Here is a 17368-nt window from a genome sequence, read left to right on the forward strand (position 1 = left end):
CCACGGCCGCCGCTTTATTCACCGCTCTCCCTGATTCAGCCTGCTGTCAAGCCACCTTCTTGTCGAAGAACTGCTCGTCTTCCGTCGAGCCGTGCAGCGCGGTCGTCGAGGCATCGCGCTCGACGGTCTGCGTGACCGCATCGAAATAGCCCGTGCCCACTTCGCGCTGATGCTTGACCGCCGTGAAGCCCTTGTCGGCGGCGGCGAACTCGGCCTGCTGCAGTTCGACGAACGCGCTCATCTGCGAGCGCGCGTAGCCGTGCGCGAGGTTGAACATCGAGTAGTTCAGCGCGTGGAAGCCCGCAAGCGTGATGAACTGGAACTTGTAGCCCATCGCACCGAGCTCGCGCTGGAACTTGGCGATGGTCGCGTCGTCCAGATTCTTCTTCCAGTTGAACGACGGCGAGCAGTTGTAGGACAGCATCTTGTCCGGAAACTGCTTGTGGATCGCCTCGGCGAACTTCTTCGCGTATTCCAGATCCGGCTTGCCGGTTTCGCACCACACGAGGTCGGCGTAGGGCGCGTAAGCGAGGCCGCGCGACACCGCCTGCTCCAGACCCGGCTTGGTGCGGAAGAAGCCTTCCACGGTGCGCTCGCCGGTGAGGAACGGCTTGTCGTTGTCGTCGATGTCGGACGTGACGAGATCGGCCGCTTCGGCATCCGTCCGGGCGATGACCAGCGTCGGCGTGCCGCACACGTCCGCGGCGAGACGCGCGGCCGTGAGCTTCGCGACGTTCTCGCGCGTCGGCACGAGCACCTTGCCGCCCATGTGGCCGCACTTCTTCACCGACGCGAGCTGATCCTCGAAGTGCACGCCCGCGGCGCCGGCTTCGATCATCGCTTTCATCAGTTCGAAGGCGTTCAGCACGCCGCCAAAACCGGCTTCGGCATCCGCCACGATCGGCGCGAAGTAGTCGATATAACCTTCGTCGCCCGGATTCTTGCCTTCGGACCATTGGATCTGATCGGCGCGCGTGAGCGTGTTGTTGATGCGCTTCACGACGAGCGGCACCGAGTTCGCCGGATACAGCGACTGGTCCGGGTACATTTCGCCCGCGACGTTCGCGTCGCCGGCCACCTGCCAGCCCGACAGATAGATCGCCTTGAGACCGGCCTTGACCTGCTGCATCGCCTGATTGCCGGTGAGCGCGCCGAGCGCGTTGACGAACGGCTCCTCGTTGATCGACGCCCACAGCTTTTCGGCGCCGCGGCGTGCGAGCGTGTGCTCCTGATGCACCGAGCCGCGCAGACGCACGACGTCATCCGCCGAGTAGCCCCGCTTGATGCCTTTCCAGCGCGGATCGGTTTCCCATTGCTGCTGGAGTTGCTGAGCTTGTTGTTGGCGTGAGGTCATAGCGTTTCTCCTTGAGATTGGACTGAACGACGAATGATGAATCGATGATCCTGGCGACTTGAGCTCCGTGCGCCGGATTCGGCAGCCTGCGTTTGCTCAACTCTTATATAAGAGTCTAGGCAAATGGCGACTTTCGAAATAGCCCTTGAGGAGAGATTCGCGGATTATTTTTCCTTCGTCAATTCAAATAGATAGGCGTGGCATTTCGTATTGCGGAATGTCTTTTCCTATCTTGCAACGACCAGCATGGTGCCGCGCAGCACATCTTTTGCGACGCAAAAGGCCATTGCGCATCGTGAAATATGGCGACAAGGCGAAAAAAAACCGATGCGCGAGGCATCGGTTTTTTTCGAGGCAAGGAAAGCGGTGCAGGGACCGCTCTCCGAATGCTGCTTAGCTGCCGCGGCGCGGCGCGCGCGGACCGTCGTTGCGGCGTGCGCTGTAGCCGTCGCGCGAGCCGAAGCCGCCTTCGCCACGGTTGCCGCCGCGATAGCCGCCATCGCTGTTGCCACCACGATAGCCGCCGCCTTCGCCGCGATAGCCGCCGCCGTCACGCGAACCGGCGTTCGACTTGTTGCCGTAGCCGCTGGCATTGCCCGCGCCATAACCACGGCCGCTGCTGCTGCCGCCGCCGCCGTTGCCGCCGAAGCGGCGTCCGCCGTTGCTGCCGCCCGGACGGCCACGGCCGCCGCCGCCAAAACCGCCCTTCGGGGGCGACTTGCGCGGCTCGAAGCCCACGACGACGTTCACCGGCAGCGGCGAACGCACGAAACGCTCGATGCGCTTCAGCGCGCCCATTTCGGCGTAATGCACGAGGCTCACGGCGGTACCGCTGCGGCCGGCGCGGCCCGTACGGCCGATACGGTGCACGTAGTCTTCGGCGAACTTCGGCAGGTCATAATTGAAGACGTGCGTGATGCCCGGAATGTCGATGCCACGCGCGGCGACGTCGGTTGCGACGAGCACGCGCACACGGCGCTCGCGCAGCGCGCGGATCGTGCGATTGCGCGCGCCTTGCGGCAGGTCGCCGTGCAGCGCGGCGGATTCGAAACCGGCGTCGGCGAGGCGATTGGCGATCAGATCGGCATCGCTCTTCGTCGCCGTGAAGACGATCGCCTGATCCAGCCCGTCGCCGCGCAGCAGGTGATCGAGAAGACGATCCTTGTGATCGCGGTCGTCGACGTAATGCACGGTCTGCGCGATGTTGCTCTTCGCTTCGAGCTTCTGCACGATCTCGATGCGCTCCGGATCCTTCAGAAGGCGGCCGGTCAGCGACGAGATCTTGCCGTCGATGGTCGCGGAGAAGAGCAGCGTCTGACGCGAGGCGGGCGTCGCGTCGACGATCCGCTCGATGTCTTCGATGAAGCCCATGTCGAGCATGCGGTCGGCTTCATCCAGCACGAGCATGTTCAGTTCCGACAGGTCGATGCGGCCGCGTTCCAGGTGATCGATCAGGCGGCCCGGCGTCGCGACGAGAATCTCGGGATTCTTCGCGAGCAGCATCAACTGCTGGCCGTACGCGACACCGCCGAGAATGCTGACGGTGCGCAGGCGGCGCAGATGCTTGCCGTACGTCGTCGCGGCGGTGGAAACCTGCATCGCGAGTTCGCGCGTCGGCGTGAGCACGAGCAGACGCGGGCGGGCGACGGGCTGCGGACGGCGCGCGGGCTTTGCATTCGGATCGCGCGGCGCGCGCGGTTGCTGCGCTTCCAGCTTTTGCTGCTGCGAGAATTTTTCGATGGCCGGCAGCATGAATGCCGCCGTCTTGCCGGAGCCGGTCGGGCTCGACACGAGCAGGTCGCGGCCGGCGAGCGCAGCGGGAATCGCGCGCTGCTGCACGGGCGTCGGGTTCTGATAGCCCGCGGCGGTCAGCGCGGACACGATGTCGGCGCAAAGACCGAGGGATTCGAAACTGGGGCCGGTGGGCTGCTCGACTGCCGGAGTGACCGGGGCGTCTGTCGTGGGGGTGATGCCAATTTCTGCTGCGAGGTTTTCCAACGGGCTAGCGGTGAAGCTCGAAGTCATGTCGATCCTTGAAACGGGGAATAAGGCGTCGGCGCCAATCGGCATACCCAGGTCGTTGGATTCAGCGAGCGAAGAAACAGCGAGCAAATCGAAAAACGGGGGCCACTCGCGCGAACGTGCGGCGAGTATCTTGGTTAGAAGCTGTATCGGATACGGCAGGCCGGGTCGTTCGCGAGAACGGCAAGCACTGACGTCAGCCTGATGCATGACGGGCCGTGAATCAAACTGCGCGCAATACAACCGCGCAATGGCCTGGCAGGGAGGGGACAGTTTCTAAACTGGATTGGAGCGAAACGCTACGAAGCGCCTTGCTGCGTGTGGCTTTTGCGCGGGCTTTGCCCGTTTGGCGTGCAACCCACAGTCGAGCGCTAGCCGCTAGTATATCTGAATTTGCTGCACTGCGCCACATTTCGACGCATGGCCGCGCCATCTCCGGGCATCGCGGCGGCGCGACGCCCGTTTTTGTCGATATCAGGCGACTTCGCCTCGCTTCAGCGATTCGACGAGTTCGACGTAGCGCGCCTTGGCGTCGTTGGCCGGCGTGCCCTGTAGCGCGGCCCACGCTTCGTATTTGTACTTGCCGGCGATGTCGGTGAAACCGGGCTTGTCGCCCTCGACGTCGCCGATGCTCGCCTGCTTGAAGAGCGCGTAAAGGCGCAGCAAGGTGAGATTGCCGGGACGTTCGGACAGTTGCGTCACATCGGCTTGGGCCTGGGCGAATTGCTGGTCGATGTCGGTCATGCGTGCTCCGTTGTTATCGGGATGGCGGGCCATCTTAGCAAGCGAGGCCGGCGCCGCCTGTCGAGGCTTTCCTCCAACCGAGGGCGTCTTCCAGAGGCGATTCGGAGCGCGCCGCTTGCGTGGATCGCGCGAATCCGGGGCATGTCCCGCATTACAATACCGGCTATGACACGCACCGTTTTGCTCGCCCTCGACACCTCGACGGAATTTTGCTCCGTCGCGCTGCTGCTCGCCGACTCCGCCTCCGCTCCGGTCCAGTCCGCCATCGCGCCTCATTACGCGAGCGGGAATATCCGTGTCTGGTTTCGTCACGAAGCGACCGGCGCGGTCTCGAGCACGCGCCTTTTACCCGCCGTGCGCGAGCTTTTGGACGATGCGGGCCTCGCGCTCGCCGATTGCGACGCGATCGCGTTCGGCGCGGGCCCCGGCTCGTTCACCGGCTTGCGCACGGCGACGGGCGTAGCGCAAGGGCTGGCGTTCGGTCTGAACGTGCCGGTCGTGCCGGTGAGCACGCTGCTCGCGTGTGCCGAAGGTGCGCGGCTCAACGATCCGTCGATCCCGCCGCGCGTGCTCGCGGCGCTCGATGCGCGCATGGACGAGGTTTACTGGGCCGACTACGAATTCGACGCCGCCATAGGCGACTGGCGCACCTTGCACGGCGCGGCGCTCGATGCGCCCGGCTCGATGCCGCTGCCGGACGCGCCGTTCGCGCTTGCGGGCAACGCCGCGGCCGCGTTCGGCGATCGCCTGCCGGCTTTGTCGGCTGCCGCGCGTGTCGATCGCGAAGCGCTGCCGCATGCGTTGCCGGTCGCGCTCATCGGCTTGCGTGCATTGCGGGCGGGCCGCACGGTCGCGCCCGAACATGCCGCGCCGGACTATGTGCGCGACAAGGTAGCCCAGACTACGGCAGAACGCCTGCAGGCTCGCGCGGAGGCGCTTCGGTGAGCGGCGTGCTGCTGGCCGATCGGTATCTCACACCGATGACCGACGCCGATCTCGACGAAGTCGCCGCCGTCGAAAAACTCGCCTACGAGTTTCCGTGGAGCCGTGGCAATTTCCAGGATTCGCTGCGCAACGGCTACTACGGCGTCTGCCTGCGGCACGTGACCGGCACGCTGATCGGTTATTGCGTGCTGATGCCCGTCGTCGACGAAATGCATTTGCTCAATCTGTGCGTCGCGCCGGCGGCGCAGCGTGCGGGCGCGGGCCTCACGCTTCTGCGCGAGGCGGTGCGTATCACGCGCGCGGAGAAGCTCGAAGGCGTGCTGCTCGAAGTCCGGCCGTCCAATCCGCGCGCGATCCAGCTTTACGAGCGCTTCGGCTTCTCGGCCATCGGGCGTCGCAAGAACTATTACCCCGCGCGGCATCGCTCGCGCGAGGACGCAATCGTCATGCGTCTGTCGTTTTCGAAGGAGAGTGCGCATGGCGCTCGATGAATCGCTGGTTGAAGAGCTGGGCTTCGGCCCGGTCTGGGTCCGACGCGGTACGGCAGCTACGGCGCCGCGCGAGGAGGAGAGCCAGCCCGACGCCCCGGCCGCGCAAGTGGTGGAAGTGCCGGTGGCCGGGGAAATCCGGCCAGCGGTGGAAGCGCCGGCGGCCGCCGAGACGCGGCCAGAGCCGAAACCCGTCGAACCGCCGCCCGTCGCGCAGCCCGAATCAGATCTCCCGCCGCTCGACGCCTACGACGATCTCCCATGGACCGACGAGGCGCCCATCCACGCCGAGCCCGTCATCGCCGATGCCCCGAGCGACGTCCACACGCTCGACTGGGACGCGCTCGCCGAACGTGTCGCAAACTGCGAGCGCTGCCGCCTGTGCGAGCGCCGCACGAACACGGTCTTCGGCGTCGGCGATCGCGAAGCCGACTGGATGCTGATCGGCGAGGCGCCGGGCGAGAACGAGGACAAGCAGGGCGAGCCGTTCGTCGGCCAGGCGGGCAAGCTGCTCGACAACATGCTGCGCGCGCTCACGTTGTCGCGGCAATCGAACGTCTATATCGCCAACGTGATCAAGTGCCGGCCGCCCGGCAACCGCAATCCCGAGCCCGATGAAGTCGCGCGCTGCGAGCCGTACCTACAGCGCCAGGTCGAGCTCGTGAAGCCGAAAGTCATCGTCGCGATGGGGCGCTTCGCCGCGCAAAGCCTGCTGAAAAACGAAGCCAGCATCGCGTCGATGCGCGGACGCGTGCACGAGTACCACGGCGTGCCTGTCATCGTCACGTATCACCCGGCGTATCTGTTGCGCAGCCTTCAGGACAAGTCGAAGGCGTGGGCCGATCTTTGCCTCGCGCGCAACACGTATCGCGAGGCGCTCGCCGCGCTCGGCGTCGAGCAGGGAGCGCAGAAGGGCGGCATCTGATGGCCGCGCCGGCGAGCGAGCTCGCGCGTCTCGTCGACCGCTTCGACGATGTCACCGTGCGGGATCTCGCCTGGCTGCTCTTCGCGCCCGATCTGCTGCAGGAGGGCGATGTGGCGTTGGCACGCCCGCTGTCGTCATCGGCCGAGCGCGATGCGACGCTCGCGTGGCTCCAGGCGCTCGATGCCGCGCCGCAATCGCTCCACGATCACGCGCGCAATCCGAAGCTCACGCGCCTCGGCATCTACGCCGAAAGTCTCATCCGGTATTTCCTTGCGCACGGCCCGGCGGCGCGTCTGATCGCGGCGAACGTGCCGTTGCGGCGTCAGCGGCGCACCATCGGCGAGTGCGATTTCCTGCTCGAAGCGGCGAACGGTGTCCGGCTGCATTGGGAACTCGCGGTGAAGTTCTATCTGCATATCGACGATGGCGACGACGATACATCGCGCGCGGCGCGCCTGTCGGATTATGTCGGGCCGAACCTTCAGGATCGCTTCGATCTGAAGCACGCGCGGCTCGTCACGCATCAGCTCGGGCTGACGTCACGCGCGGAATTCGCCGCGCTCGGTTTCGAAGGCCCGTGGCGCGCGCAGTTGTTCATCAAGGGACGGCTTTTCTATCACGGACTCGGAGGGGATCGAATCGAGCCCGCGCCCGAGATCGGCGCGGATCACTTGCGTGGATGGTGGCTGACGGCGTCGGAGTGGCGTGAGGCGCGCGCGAGCCCATCCGACGATAAGGGCGATAAGCGCGCGTGGGTCGTGCAGCCGCGCATGGCATGGCTCGCGTCGCGGCGGCTTGACGCCGCGGCCGCCGAAACGCTCGTGTCCGAATCGGCGGCGATTCGGACACGTCTGGAAACCACGGTCGCACCGACGATGATCGCGGCCTACGTTCGCGACGACACCGGCGGCTGGAAGGAGGAATCGCGCGGTTTCATCGTGCCGGACGGCTGGCCGCAAGAAGCGCGCGCGTTCGCGGCATCGGCAGGTTAAGCGCCGCGCCGCCTACCACCAGCGGAAGAAGTGATGCACCGGCCCGACGCCGTGGCCGACGTCGAGCCGCACGCTCGCCTCGATCGCGCCGGTCAGATAGCGCTTGGCTTCGGCGGCGGCACTCGCGAGATCGTCGGTCTGCGGGATCAGCGCCGCGATCGCCGACGACAGCGTGCAGCCCGTCCCATGCGTGTTCTTGAGCGGCACGCGCGCGCCGCCGAGCCTGAGCGACCCGCCCGCTTCGATGAGCCAGTCAGGACTGTCGTTCGATGCCAGATGGCCGCCCTTCATCAGTACGGCTTGCGCGCCGAGCGCACGCAGCGCTTCGCCCTGGCGCACCATCGCGTCTTCGTCGGCGGCGCTTTCCGTGCCCAGCAGCGCGGCCGCTTCGGGCAAATTCGGCGTGACGAGCGTCGCGAGCGGCAGCAGGTCGTCGCGCAGCGCAGCGACCGCCTCCGGCGCGAGCAGCGCGTGATGGCTCTTCGAAATCATCACGGTATCGAGAACCACATGCTCCGGACGATGACGCCTGAGCGCATCGGCGACCGCGCGCACGATGCCCGCGTTCGCCAGCATGCCGATCTTCACGGCGTCGATGCGGATATCGTCGAACACGGCGTCGAGCTGAGCGGTGATGAACGCGGGCTCCGGCGCATGGACGGCCGTCACGCCGCGCGTGTTCTGCGCGGTGAGTGCCGTGATCACGCTCGCGCCGTACGCGCCGAGCGCGGAGAACGCCTTCAGATCGGCCTGAATGCCCGCGCCGCCGCCCGAGTCGGAACCGGCGATGGTGAGTACGTTGGGGATGGGTTTCGTGGATGCCATGAGCTCAGATGCGTGACTGCGCGATGGTCGCGGCAAGCGTTGCGGCGGCCTCGCGCGGGTCGGCGGCCTTGCAGATCGCGGAGACGACGGCGAGACCGGCGGGTCGGGCGCGCATGACGTCGGCGGCGTTGTGCGACTGGATGCCGCCGATCGCCACCGTCGGCAGGCGTGCGGCGGCGCGGATCGCGGAGAGGCCGTCGATGCCGCAGGGCGTGGATGCATCGGTTTTGGTCGGCGTCGCGTAGACCGGCCCCGCGCCGAGATAGTCGACGATGCCGCCGAGCGTGTTCGCTTCGGTGGTTTCGTCCAGATTCGACACGGAGAGGCCGATCAGCGCATCGGGACCGAGCAGCCGCCGTGCGATATCGGCGGGCAGATCGCGCTGGCCGATGTGCACGCCATCGGCGTCCACGGCGAGCGCGACATCGACATGATCGTTGATGACGAACGGCACGCCGTAAGCGCGCGTGATCGGCAACAGCTCGCGCGCGAGGTCGAACCACGCGCGCTTGTGCCACTCGGGCGCGCGCAACTGCACGAGCGTCGCGCCGCCTTCGAGCGCGGCGCGCGCGACGCGCACGGCCGCATCGTGCCCGCCACACTGCACGGGATCGAGCACGAGATAGAGCGAGAGGTCGAACGCAGCGCGCATGCTCAGTTTCCGACGATATCGCGCTGCACGAGCGTCCTGCCGAACGCGTCGGCATCGAGCGACGCGAGCCGGTCCAGATACGCGACGGCGAAACTGCCGGGCAGGGCGGCGTCGCGCGCGGCCAGCTCGCCGGCGATCGTCGAATACGCGATGGCCGCGACCGTGGCGGCCCAGAACTCGCCGCGCTCCGACGCCGTGCCGACGAACGCCGCGACCGTCGCCGACAGCGCGCAGCCGACGCCCGTCACACGCGTCATCAGAGGCGAGCCGTTGGACAGCGCAATTGTGCGGCGGCCATCGGTCACGTAGTCGGTCTCGCCCGTCACCGCGACGATGGCCTGTGTCTTCAGCGCGAGGATCTGCGCGGCGTCGAGCGCGGCGTCGGTGGCGGCGGTGCTGTCGACGCCGCGGCCGCTCGCCGCTCCGCCTGACAGACTGATGATCTCCGACGCGTTGCCGCGAATCGCCGCGGGCCTGGCATCGAGCAGATCGAGCGCGAATTCGGTGCGAAACGCGAGCGGGCCGACCGCGACCGGGTCGAGCACCCACGGCTTGCCCGCGCCGTTGGCGGCATCGACGGCGGCGCGGATCGCGCGGCTCTGCGGCACGTCGAGCGTGCCGAGATTGACCGACAGCGCATTGGCGAGCGGCGCGAATTCGCCGACTTCCTCGCGCGCGACGACCATCGCGGGCGCGGCGCCGATCGCGAGCAGGACGTTGGCGGTGAAGTTGGTGACGACGAGATTCGTCAGGCAGTGCACGAGCGGTGCGCGTTCGCGCACGCGGCTGACGAAAGAAAAGAGATCGGCGGCGGGCATGATGGCTTTCTCGGGAACGCAGGCGCGCGACGGATCAATGCCGCGCTTCGCCGATCAGCGCGACCGAATCGAATGCGCGCTGATTGGCCTGATGCCGCCGCATCACGAAGTACATCATCAGGCACACGAACGAGCCGAACATCACGATGACGAACTGGATCGGCATGTCGAGCCACACGAGCGCGGCGTAGAGGCACAGCATGATGAGCACCGAGAGGTTCTCGTTGAAGTTCTGCACGGCGATGGAGTGCCCGGCGGACAGCAGCACGTGCCCGCGATGCTGGAGCAGCGCGTTCATCGGCACGACGAAAAATCCGGACAGCCCGCCGACGATCATAAGGAACACATACGCGATCAGCAGATAGCCGGGGAAGTGCATCTTGCCGAAGTAGATGCCCCAATGCGCGGGAAAGAGGTGGCGCGTGTAGAACGCCATCAGCATGACGGCGAAGCCCATGATGATGCCGACCGGCAGCACCGTGAGCGAGCGCTTGAGCGGCACGCGCGCGGCGGCGAGCACGGCGCCCACCGCGACGCCGACCGCAATCACCGCCTGCAGGATCGCGGCCTGCGAGAGCGTCATGCCGAGCGACACTTCGGCCCACTTCAGCACAATGAACTGGAGCGTCGCGCCCGCGCCCCAGAAGAGCGTCGTGACGGCGAGCGAGATCTGGCCGAGCTTGTCGCGCCACAACACGAGGAAGCAGTCGGCGAAATCGGTGATGAGCTTGAGCGGCCGCGTTTCCTGTTTCGGATAGCGTGCGCCGGTGTCGGGAATGCGCAGATTGAAGATCGCGGCGATCACGTACATCAGCATGATGACGAGCATCGCGGCTTCCGCCGGCGTGTTAATGCGCGGAATGTGCAGCGAGAGCAAATGACTCGCGATATGCGGACTGATGAGCGCGCCGCCCATCACGGTGCCGAGGATGATCGAGCCGACAGTCGTGCCTTCGATCCAGCCATTCGCGGCGACGAGCCGGTCGGCCGGCAGGAGTTCGGTCAGAATGCCGTACTTTGCCGGCGAGTAAGCAGCGGCGCCAAAGCCGACGATGCCATACGCGAGCAGCGGATGTGCGCCGAAGAGCATCGTCACGCAGCCGACGACCTTGATGGAGTTGGTCACGAACATCACGTGACCCTTGGGCCGGGAATCCGCGAAAGCGCCGACGAACGCCGCGAGAACCACATACGACAGGACGAAGAACAGCTTGAGCAGCGGCGTCATCCAGTTCGGCGCGTGAAGGTCTTTCAGCAGTGCGATGGCAGCGATCAGTAGAGCGTTATCGGCCAGCGACGAGAAAAACTGCGCGGCCATGATGGTGTAAAAACCTTTTTTCATCTGATCCGAAGCTTTCCTCACTGCGGGTGATCCGCCCCGGGCGCCGGATAGGCGCTCGGGCTTATGCCTTTCGAAATGGGTTGTGCGCACGGCTTTATAACACGAAAATAGGCGCATTCTGACTAGCAGTAATCTCGATCGCGCGAGAAATCACACGCTCGTGCATGAAATTCCTCATAAGATAATGTTCCGCAAGGCGTCGTGGTCGGCGCAGCAGAACGCCTCCCGCTGTCGTATGCTCGCCTTTTAGACCGCACTCACTGCAATTCCACCAAACGCTCATGCCGCGCCCCCTTTCTGCAACGATCCACACCGCCGCACTCGCCAACAACCTCGCCATTGCGCGCAAATACGCGCCGAAATCCAAGATCTGGGCTGTCGTCAAGGCAAATGCGTATGGCCACGGGCTCGCCCGGGCGTTCCCCGGACTGCGCGCAACCGACGGCTTTGGCCTTCTCGACCTCGAAGAAGCCGCGAAGTTGCGTGAATTGGGCTGGGCGGGGCCCATTCTTTTGCTCGAGGGCTTTTTCCGGCCGACCGATATCGACGTGATCGACCGCTACAGCCTCACCACGGCGGTCCACTGCGACGAACAGTTGCGCATGCTCGAAATGGCGCGCCTGTCGAAGCCGGTCAACATTCAGCTGAAGATGAATAGCGGCATGAACCGGCTCGGCTACACGCCGGCCAGGTTCCGCGCCGCCTGGGAGCGCGCGCGTGCGGCGCAGGGCGTGGGCCAGATCACGCTCATGACCCATTTCTCCGATGCCGACGGTCCGCGCGGCATCGCGCATCAGCTCGAAGCGTTCGAGGGCGGAGCGCAGGGCATCGCGGGCGCGCGCAGCCTCGCGAACTCGGCGGCGGTGCTGTGGCACCCGGACGCGCATTTCGACTGGGTGCGGCCCGGCATCATGCTCTATGGCGCGTCGCCTTCGGGCGTGACCGGCGATATCGCCGCCACCGGCCTCAAGCCCGCCATGACGCTCCAGTCGGAGCTGATCGCGGTGCAGACGGTCGACGCGGGCAGCAGCATCGGCTATGGCTCGACCTTCACGGCGGGCGCATCGATGCGCGTCGGCGTGGTCGCGTGCGGCTATGCGGACGGTTATCCGCGCGTGGCGCCGGAAGGCACGCCCGTGATCGTCGATGGCGTGCGCACGAAACTCGTCGGGCGCGTGTCGATGGACATGCTCACCGTCGACCTGACGCCGTGCCCGGGCGCGGGCATCGGCTCGCGCGTCGAGCTGTGGGGCGCGAACCTGCCGATCGACGACGTGGCGGCCGCGGCCGGCACGATCGGCTACGAGCTCATGTGCGCGATCGCGCAGCGCGTGCCGGTGCGCGCGGAATAACGTTGTCGACAAGGCTTTCGAGCCGCGAAGAACGAGAATCTCAAGCAAGGCTTTGTGTGGCAAAAGTAGCGAAAGCAAAGACGCTGTACGTTTGCAGCGAGTGTGGCGGGGAGTCACCGAAATGGACCGGCCAATGCGCCGCGTGCAATGCGTGGAACACGCTGACGGAATCGGTCGCGCAGACGGCCTCGAATCATCGGTTTCAGGCGCTCGCGAAGAGCTCGCCGGTGCGCAAGCTCGCCGACATCGAGGCGTCCGACGTGCCGCGCTTCACGACCGGCGTCGGCGAATTCGACCGCGTGCTGGGCGGAGGTCTCGTGCCGGGCGGCGTCGTGCTGATCGGCGGCGATCCGGGCATCGGCAAATCGACGCTGCTCCTGCAATCGCTCGCGGAGATCGCGCGCGAGCGGCCCGCGCTCTATGTGAGCGGCGAGGAATCGGGCGCGCAGATCGCGTTGCGCGCGCAGCGGCTCGGTTTGATCGGCGGCACGAGCGCGGCGGGCGATCTGGCGCTGCTCGCCGAAATCCAGCTCGAAAAAATTCAGGCGACCATCGACGAGCAACGGCCCGAAGTCGCCGTGATCGACTCCATCCAGACGATCTATTCGGAAGCGCTGACGTCCGCGCCCGGCTCCGTCGCGCAGGTGCGCGAGTGCGCGGCGCAACTGACGCGCATCGCGAAGCAGACGGGCACGTCGATCATCATGGTCGGTCACGTGACGAAAGAGGGCAGCCTCGCGGGGCCGCGCGTGCTGGAGCATATCGTCGATACGGTGCTCTATTTCGAGGGCGACACGCACTCGTCGTTCCGCCTCGTGCGCGCGTTCAAGAACCGCTTCGGCGCGGTCAACGAGCTTGGCGTGTTCGCGATGACGGAGAAAGGTTTGCGTGGCGTCGCCAATCCGTCGGCGCTCTTTTTGTCGCAGCACGAGCAAAGTGTCGCGGGATCGTGCGTGCTCGTGACGCAGGAAGGCTCGCGCCCGCTGCTCGTCGAGGTGCAGGCGCTCGTCGATACGGCGCACGTGCCCAATCCGCGACGGCTCGCGGTCGGTCTGGAGCAGAACCGGCTGGCGCTCTTGCTCGCCGTGCTGCATCGGCACGCGGGCATCGCGTGTTTCGATCAGGACGTGTTCCTGAACGCGGTCGGCGGCGTGAAGATCACGGAGCCCGCCGCTGATCTGGCCGTGCTGCTCGCGATCCACTCGTCGATGCGCAACAAGCCGCTGCCGCAAGGCCTCATCACGTTCGGCGAAGTGGGTCTCGCGGGCGAGATCCGGCCGTCGCCGCGCGGACAGGACCGTCTGAAGGAAGCGGCCAAGCTCGGCTTTTCGGTCGCGCTCATTCCGAAGGCCAACGCGCCGAAGCAGGCGATCGACGGCCTGAAGGTGATCGCGGTGGACCGCATCGACGAAGCGATCGATCGCGTTCGCGATCTCGAATGATCGCGAACGTTTCGGCGCGTGCGCCGTCGAGATGATCGGACCCTTCGTAACGTCTCGTAAAAAACCGGTTGCGCAATGTAACCCAAGCGACGCGGGGTTTTTCTATCCTTACAAGGCTACGGACCCGGCCAACTTCGCTAAGGCGTTTCAAGAAGCGAAGTGGCTGGAAGGATCGAGAGGACCACGCATTGAAACACGCCAAATCAACCCGGCCGAAGCCCGCGTTCCATCTGCGCGGATGCCGCGTCTCCGCGCCGCTGCAGCAGCCCTGGGGCAGCGGCTGCCGAATTCTCGAATGGATCGACGAGCAGGGCCAGATCTCGCGGCGCGTCGTCGCGGCCGACATCACCGAGGACGAAGTCGTCGCCACGATTCGCCAGCATGTGATGGGGCGCAAGCACGTGCTCATCGACGACGAGCGTCAGCCCCGCCAGGTCTTGCCGCGGCGTTGATCAGCGCGCGGCGAGCGCAAACAGCGGATGCGCCGCCGCTTCGGCGGGCGCGAGCACCGGCGCGACGCAGCAGTCGAGCGGCTCGAGGAGCCCCATCCATTCGTCGCGCGTGCGCTCGCGAAAGCACGCGGCCACTTCCGCCGACAATTGCGCGGCGTCCGCCTGGCCGATCGCCTGTCCGAGGCTCCAGTGCCGCGTCGCCCAGTCCGGGCGGCCGAGCGCGCCGCACAAGGTCCGCCAGAATTTCAGTTCGAGCGCGCCTACCGCGATGAAGCGGTCATCTCGCGTGCGATAGACGTCGTAGCACGGCACGCCGCCGTTCAGCAGGCCCGCGCCCGCGCGCGTGGCCGCTTCGTTATCGTTGGCGAGCGCGATGTGCGCCATCACGTTGTGCGCATGCATCGCGTGCGTCATCGAAACGTTCAGGCAACGGCCGTCGCCGCCGCGTGCGACATGCCACGCCGCCGCAAGTATCTCCATGACGGCGCAGAGCGCGCCGCCGAGCAGATCCGCAAGCTGGAAATTCGGCGCGATGGGCGTGCCGTCGCGCGCCGCGAGCTGATCGAGCACGCCCGCATAAGCGAGGTAGTTCAGATCGTGCCCGGCCTTGTCGGCGAACGGTCCTTCGCCGCCGTAGCCCGTGATCGCGCAATACACGAGCTTCGGATTCGCCTCGAGCAGCACGTCGTAGCCGACGCCCAGCCGCGCCATCACTGAAGGCCGGAAGCTCTCGACCAGCACATCCGTGTCGCGCGCGAGCTCGATCAGTTTCGCGTGGCCTTCGTCGGTCTTCAGATCGAGCGTGAGCTGGCGCTTTCCACGATTGACGATCCGGTAGAACGCGCTCGGCGCGCCGCTTTGCCGGTCCGCCTCACTTTGCAGCATCGCGCGCGCGTAATCGCCCTCGCCGGGCGGTTCGATCTTGAGCACGTCGGCGCCGAGCTCCGCGAGCCGCAAGGTCGCAACGGGGCCGGGCAGAAGCCGCGTCAGGTCCAGCACGCGCAGGCCGGTGAGGGAAGGCGTCAAGTCGTCGATCTCCTTTATGAGCCGCTCATGAGCCGATCTGCTCGAGCTCTTCGTGCGCTTCGAGCCATTCCATTTCGAGCGTTTCGAGACGCGTGTTGACTTCACCCTGACGGCGGATGGTCTCGGTGAGCTTCGCCTTCATCGCGGCCTCATAACTCGCCGGATCGGCGACGAGCGTGTCGAGTTCCGCCTTTTCCGCGTTGAGCTTCTCCATCTCTTTCTCGATCTTCGCGATGCGCGACTTGAGCGGCCTCGTCAGATGCGAAAGCTTCTGCCGTTCCTGCGCCTCCTGACGACGCTGCTCCTTGCGATTGGGCCCGCCGTCCTGCGCCTCGCCCGACGCCGCGCTGCCCGCTTCCTTCGCGGCGGCGCGCGTTTCGGCGGCATGCTGCAGCAGCCAGTCGCGATAATCGTCGAGGTCGCCGTCGAACGGGCTCAGCCGATGCTTCGCGACGAGCATGAACGTGTCGGTCGTCGCGCGCAGCAGATGCCGGTCGTGCGACACGAGAATCAGCGTGCCTTCGAACTGCGCGAGCGCCATCGTCAGCGCATGACGGGTTTCGAGGTCGAGGTGATTGGTCGGCTCGTCGAGCAGCAGCAGATTCGGCTTCTGCCAGATGATCAGCGCGAGCGCGAGCCGCGCTTTCTCGCCGCCGGAGAAGGGCGCGATCTTCGCCGTCGCCATGTCGCCGGAAAAATTGAAGCTGCCGAGAAAATCGCGCAATTCCTGCTCGCGCGTGTCCGGCGCGAGACGCGCGAGATGCTGGAGCGGGGAATCGTCGGGGCGCAGCGTTTCCAGCTGATGCTGCGCGAAATAGCCGATCTGCAAGCCTTTGCCTTCACGCACGCCGCCCGACAGCGGTTCGAGCGTCTGCGCGAGCGTTTTGATGAGCGTCGATTTGCCCTGGCCGTTCGCGCCGAGCAGGCCGATGCGCTGCCCGTTCTGGATCGACAGCGTCACGCCTTCCACGATCGGAATTTCGCCGCCTTCGTCGTTGCGATAACCGCAGCGCACGCTTTCCATGACCATCATCGGATTGGGCGCGGCGTCGGGTTCGCGGAACTCGAACGTGAAGGGCGAGCTCGCATGCGCGGGCGCGATCAGCTCCATCTTCTCCAGCGCCTTCACGCGGCTTTGCGCCTGCTTCGCCTTCGTTGCCTTCGCCTTGAAGCGGTCGATGAAGCTCTGCAGATGCGCGACGGTTCTCTGCTGCTTCTCGTAGGCGCTTTGCTGCAGCGCGATCTGCTGGGCGCGCAGCACTTCGAACTGGCTGTAGTTGCCGCCGTAACGCTTCACCTGACGATTCTCCAGATGCAGCGTGACGTTGCAGACCGAATCGAGAAACTCGCGATCGTGCGAAATGACGACGAGCGTCCCGGGATAGCGTCCGAGCCAGTCTTCGAGCCAGACGATGGCGTCCAGATCCAGGTGATTGGTCGGCTCGTCGAGCAGGAGCAGATCGGACGGGCACATCAGCGCCTGCGCGAGATTCAGACGCATGCGCCAGCCGCCCGAAAAGCTCGACACCGGCTCGCGCGTCTGCTCGAGCGTGAAGCCCAGGCCGAGCAGGAGCGTTTCGGCGCGCGCGGGCGCGGTGTAGCCGTCGGCATCGGCGAAGGCGGCGTGGGCTTCGGCTTCGGCGGCGCCGTCGTGCGCGGCTGAGGCCGACGCGATGCGCGCTTCGATGGCGCGCAGATGCGTGTCGCCGTCGAGCGTGTAATCGAGCGCGCTGCGGTCAACCGCGGGCGTTTCCTGCGCGACATGCGCGATGCGCCACGACGGCGGCATCGAGAAATCGCCGCCGTCAGCGTGCAACTCGCCGCGCAGCACGGAAAAGAGCGTGGACTTGCCCGCGCCGTTCGCGCCGATGAGACCCGCCTTCTCGCCCGGATTGAGCGTGAAGCTGGTGTCTTCGAAAAGCGGCTTGGTGCCGCGGGACAGGCTGAACTGATTGAAACGGATCACGTCGAAATGGCGGCGAAAAGAGC

16 protein-coding genes are annotated in these 17368 nt (G+C 66.0%); 7 read left to right on the forward strand and 9 right to left on the reverse strand.

All coding sequences use genetic code 11. From position 1 onward, the window contains the following. Positions 1-46 precede the first annotated feature (46 nt). From aceA to AWB75_RS13580, 3 genes are all read right to left on the reverse strand, one after another. Entirely contained in the window at positions 47-1354 is a 1308-nt protein-coding gene (gene aceA / locus AWB75_RS13570; protein WP_061124594.1) for an isocitrate lyase, read from the reverse strand. Positions 1355-1747: 393 nt separating this feature from the next. Continuing rightward, on the reverse strand, positions 1748-3379 hold the full coding sequence (locus AWB75_RS13575; RefSeq protein ID WP_061124595.1) for a DEAD/DEAH box helicase: 1632 nt from the start codon (positions 3377-3379) through the stop codon (positions 1748-1750). 471 nt (positions 3380-3850) lie between these two features. Further along, positions 3851-4120, reverse strand: a complete 270-nt coding sequence (locus tag AWB75_RS13580; RefSeq protein ID WP_061124596.1) for an acyl-CoA-binding protein — start codon at positions 4118-4120, stop codon at positions 3851-3853. 165 nt (positions 4121-4285) lie between these two features. Here AWB75_RS13580 and tsaB point away from each other — a divergent pair, with 165 nt between their 5' ends. Genes tsaB through AWB75_RS13600 form a run of 4 tightly spaced genes read left to right on the forward strand, consistent with a single transcriptional unit; the run spans position 4286 to position 7470 of the window. Further along, the gene (gene tsaB, locus AWB75_RS13585) at positions 4286-5065 is read left to right on the forward strand and encodes a tRNA (adenosine(37)-N6)-threonylcarbamoyltransferase complex dimerization subunit type 1 TsaB (protein WP_061124597.1); all 780 of its coding nucleotides are present in this window, start codon (positions 4286-4288) and stop codon (positions 5063-5065) included. Then, positions 5062-5556 carry a ribosomal protein S18-alanine N-acetyltransferase gene (gene rimI, locus AWB75_RS13590; protein ID WP_061124598.1) on the forward strand — a complete coding sequence of 165 codons (495 nt, stop codon included), beginning with the start codon at positions 5062-5064 and terminating at the stop codon, positions 5554-5556. Before tsaB ends, rimI begins: the two co-directional genes overlap by 4 nt. Further along, on the forward strand, positions 5543-6478 hold the full coding sequence (locus AWB75_RS13595; RefSeq protein WP_061124599.1) for a uracil-DNA glycosylase: 936 nt from the start codon (positions 5543-5545) through the stop codon (positions 6476-6478). The genes rimI and AWB75_RS13595 overlap by 14 nt, the downstream gene beginning before the upstream one ends. Further along, complete coding sequence (locus AWB75_RS13600; RefSeq protein WP_061124600.1) at positions 6478-7470, forward strand: DUF1853 family protein; 993 nt, start codon at positions 6478-6480, stop codon at positions 7468-7470. The genes AWB75_RS13595 and AWB75_RS13600 overlap by 1 nt, the downstream gene beginning before the upstream one ends. A gap of 12 nt (positions 7471-7482) precedes the next feature. Here the strand turns inward: AWB75_RS13600 and thiD are convergent, their stop codons facing one another. From thiD to lplT, 4 genes are read right to left on the reverse strand one after another with little or no spacing between them, the layout of a single operon-like run. Continuing rightward, a complete protein-coding gene (thiD, locus tag AWB75_RS13605) occupies positions 7483-8295 on the reverse strand; it encodes a bifunctional hydroxymethylpyrimidine kinase/phosphomethylpyrimidine kinase (protein WP_061124601.1) in 813 nt (270 codons plus the stop codon). A 4-nt stretch (positions 8296-8299) separates the two neighbouring features. Continuing rightward, positions 8300-8947, reverse strand: a complete 648-nt coding sequence (gene thiE, locus AWB75_RS13610) for a thiamine phosphate synthase (protein ID WP_061124602.1) — start codon at positions 8945-8947, stop codon at positions 8300-8302. Positions 8948-8949: 2 nt separating this feature from the next. Next, positions 8950-9765: a hydroxyethylthiazole kinase gene (gene thiM, locus AWB75_RS13615; protein ID WP_061124603.1), complete on the reverse strand. Its 816-nt coding sequence runs from the start codon at positions 9763-9765 to the stop codon at positions 8950-8952. A 34-nt stretch (positions 9766-9799) separates the two neighbouring features. Then, positions 9800-11107, reverse strand: a complete 1308-nt coding sequence (gene lplT / locus AWB75_RS13620) for a lysophospholipid transporter LplT (protein ID WP_061124604.1) — start codon at positions 11105-11107, stop codon at positions 9800-9802. A 281-nt stretch (positions 11108-11388) separates the two neighbouring features. Between lplT and alr the strand changes: the two genes are divergently transcribed. From alr to AWB75_RS13635, 3 genes are all read left to right on the forward strand, one after another. Further along, positions 11389-12459 (forward strand): alanine racemase, encoded by a 1071-nt coding sequence (gene alr, locus AWB75_RS13625; protein ID WP_061124605.1) that lies wholly within the window; start codon positions 11389-11391, stop codon positions 12457-12459. 56 nt (positions 12460-12515) lie between these two features. After that, entirely contained in the window at positions 12516-13901 is a 1386-nt protein-coding gene (gene radA / locus AWB75_RS13630) for a DNA repair protein RadA (RefSeq protein WP_061124606.1), read from the forward strand. Between the two features lie 188 nt (positions 13902-14089). After that, positions 14090-14353, forward strand: a complete 264-nt coding sequence (locus tag AWB75_RS13635; protein ID WP_061124607.1) for a DUF2866 domain-containing protein — start codon at positions 14090-14092, stop codon at positions 14351-14353. Here AWB75_RS13635 and AWB75_RS13640 read toward each other — a convergent pair whose 3' ends face one another. Together AWB75_RS13640 and AWB75_RS13645 are read right to left on the reverse strand one after the other, a co-directional pair. Continuing rightward, complete coding sequence (locus tag AWB75_RS13640; RefSeq protein ID WP_061124608.1) at positions 14354-15379, reverse strand: CaiB/BaiF CoA transferase family protein; 1026 nt, start codon at positions 15377-15379, stop codon at positions 14354-14356. A 25-nt stretch (positions 15380-15404) separates the two neighbouring features. Next, entirely contained in the window at positions 15405-17345 is a 1941-nt protein-coding gene (locus tag AWB75_RS13645) for an ATP-binding cassette domain-containing protein (protein ID WP_061124609.1), read from the reverse strand. Between the last annotated feature and the right edge of the window lie 23 nt (positions 17346-17368).

Origin of the sequence: Caballeronia catudaia, from assembly GCF_001544755.2 — a bacterium.
In the GTDB taxonomy this organism is placed as follows: Bacteria; Pseudomonadota; Gammaproteobacteria; order Burkholderiales; family Burkholderiaceae; genus Caballeronia; species Caballeronia catudaia.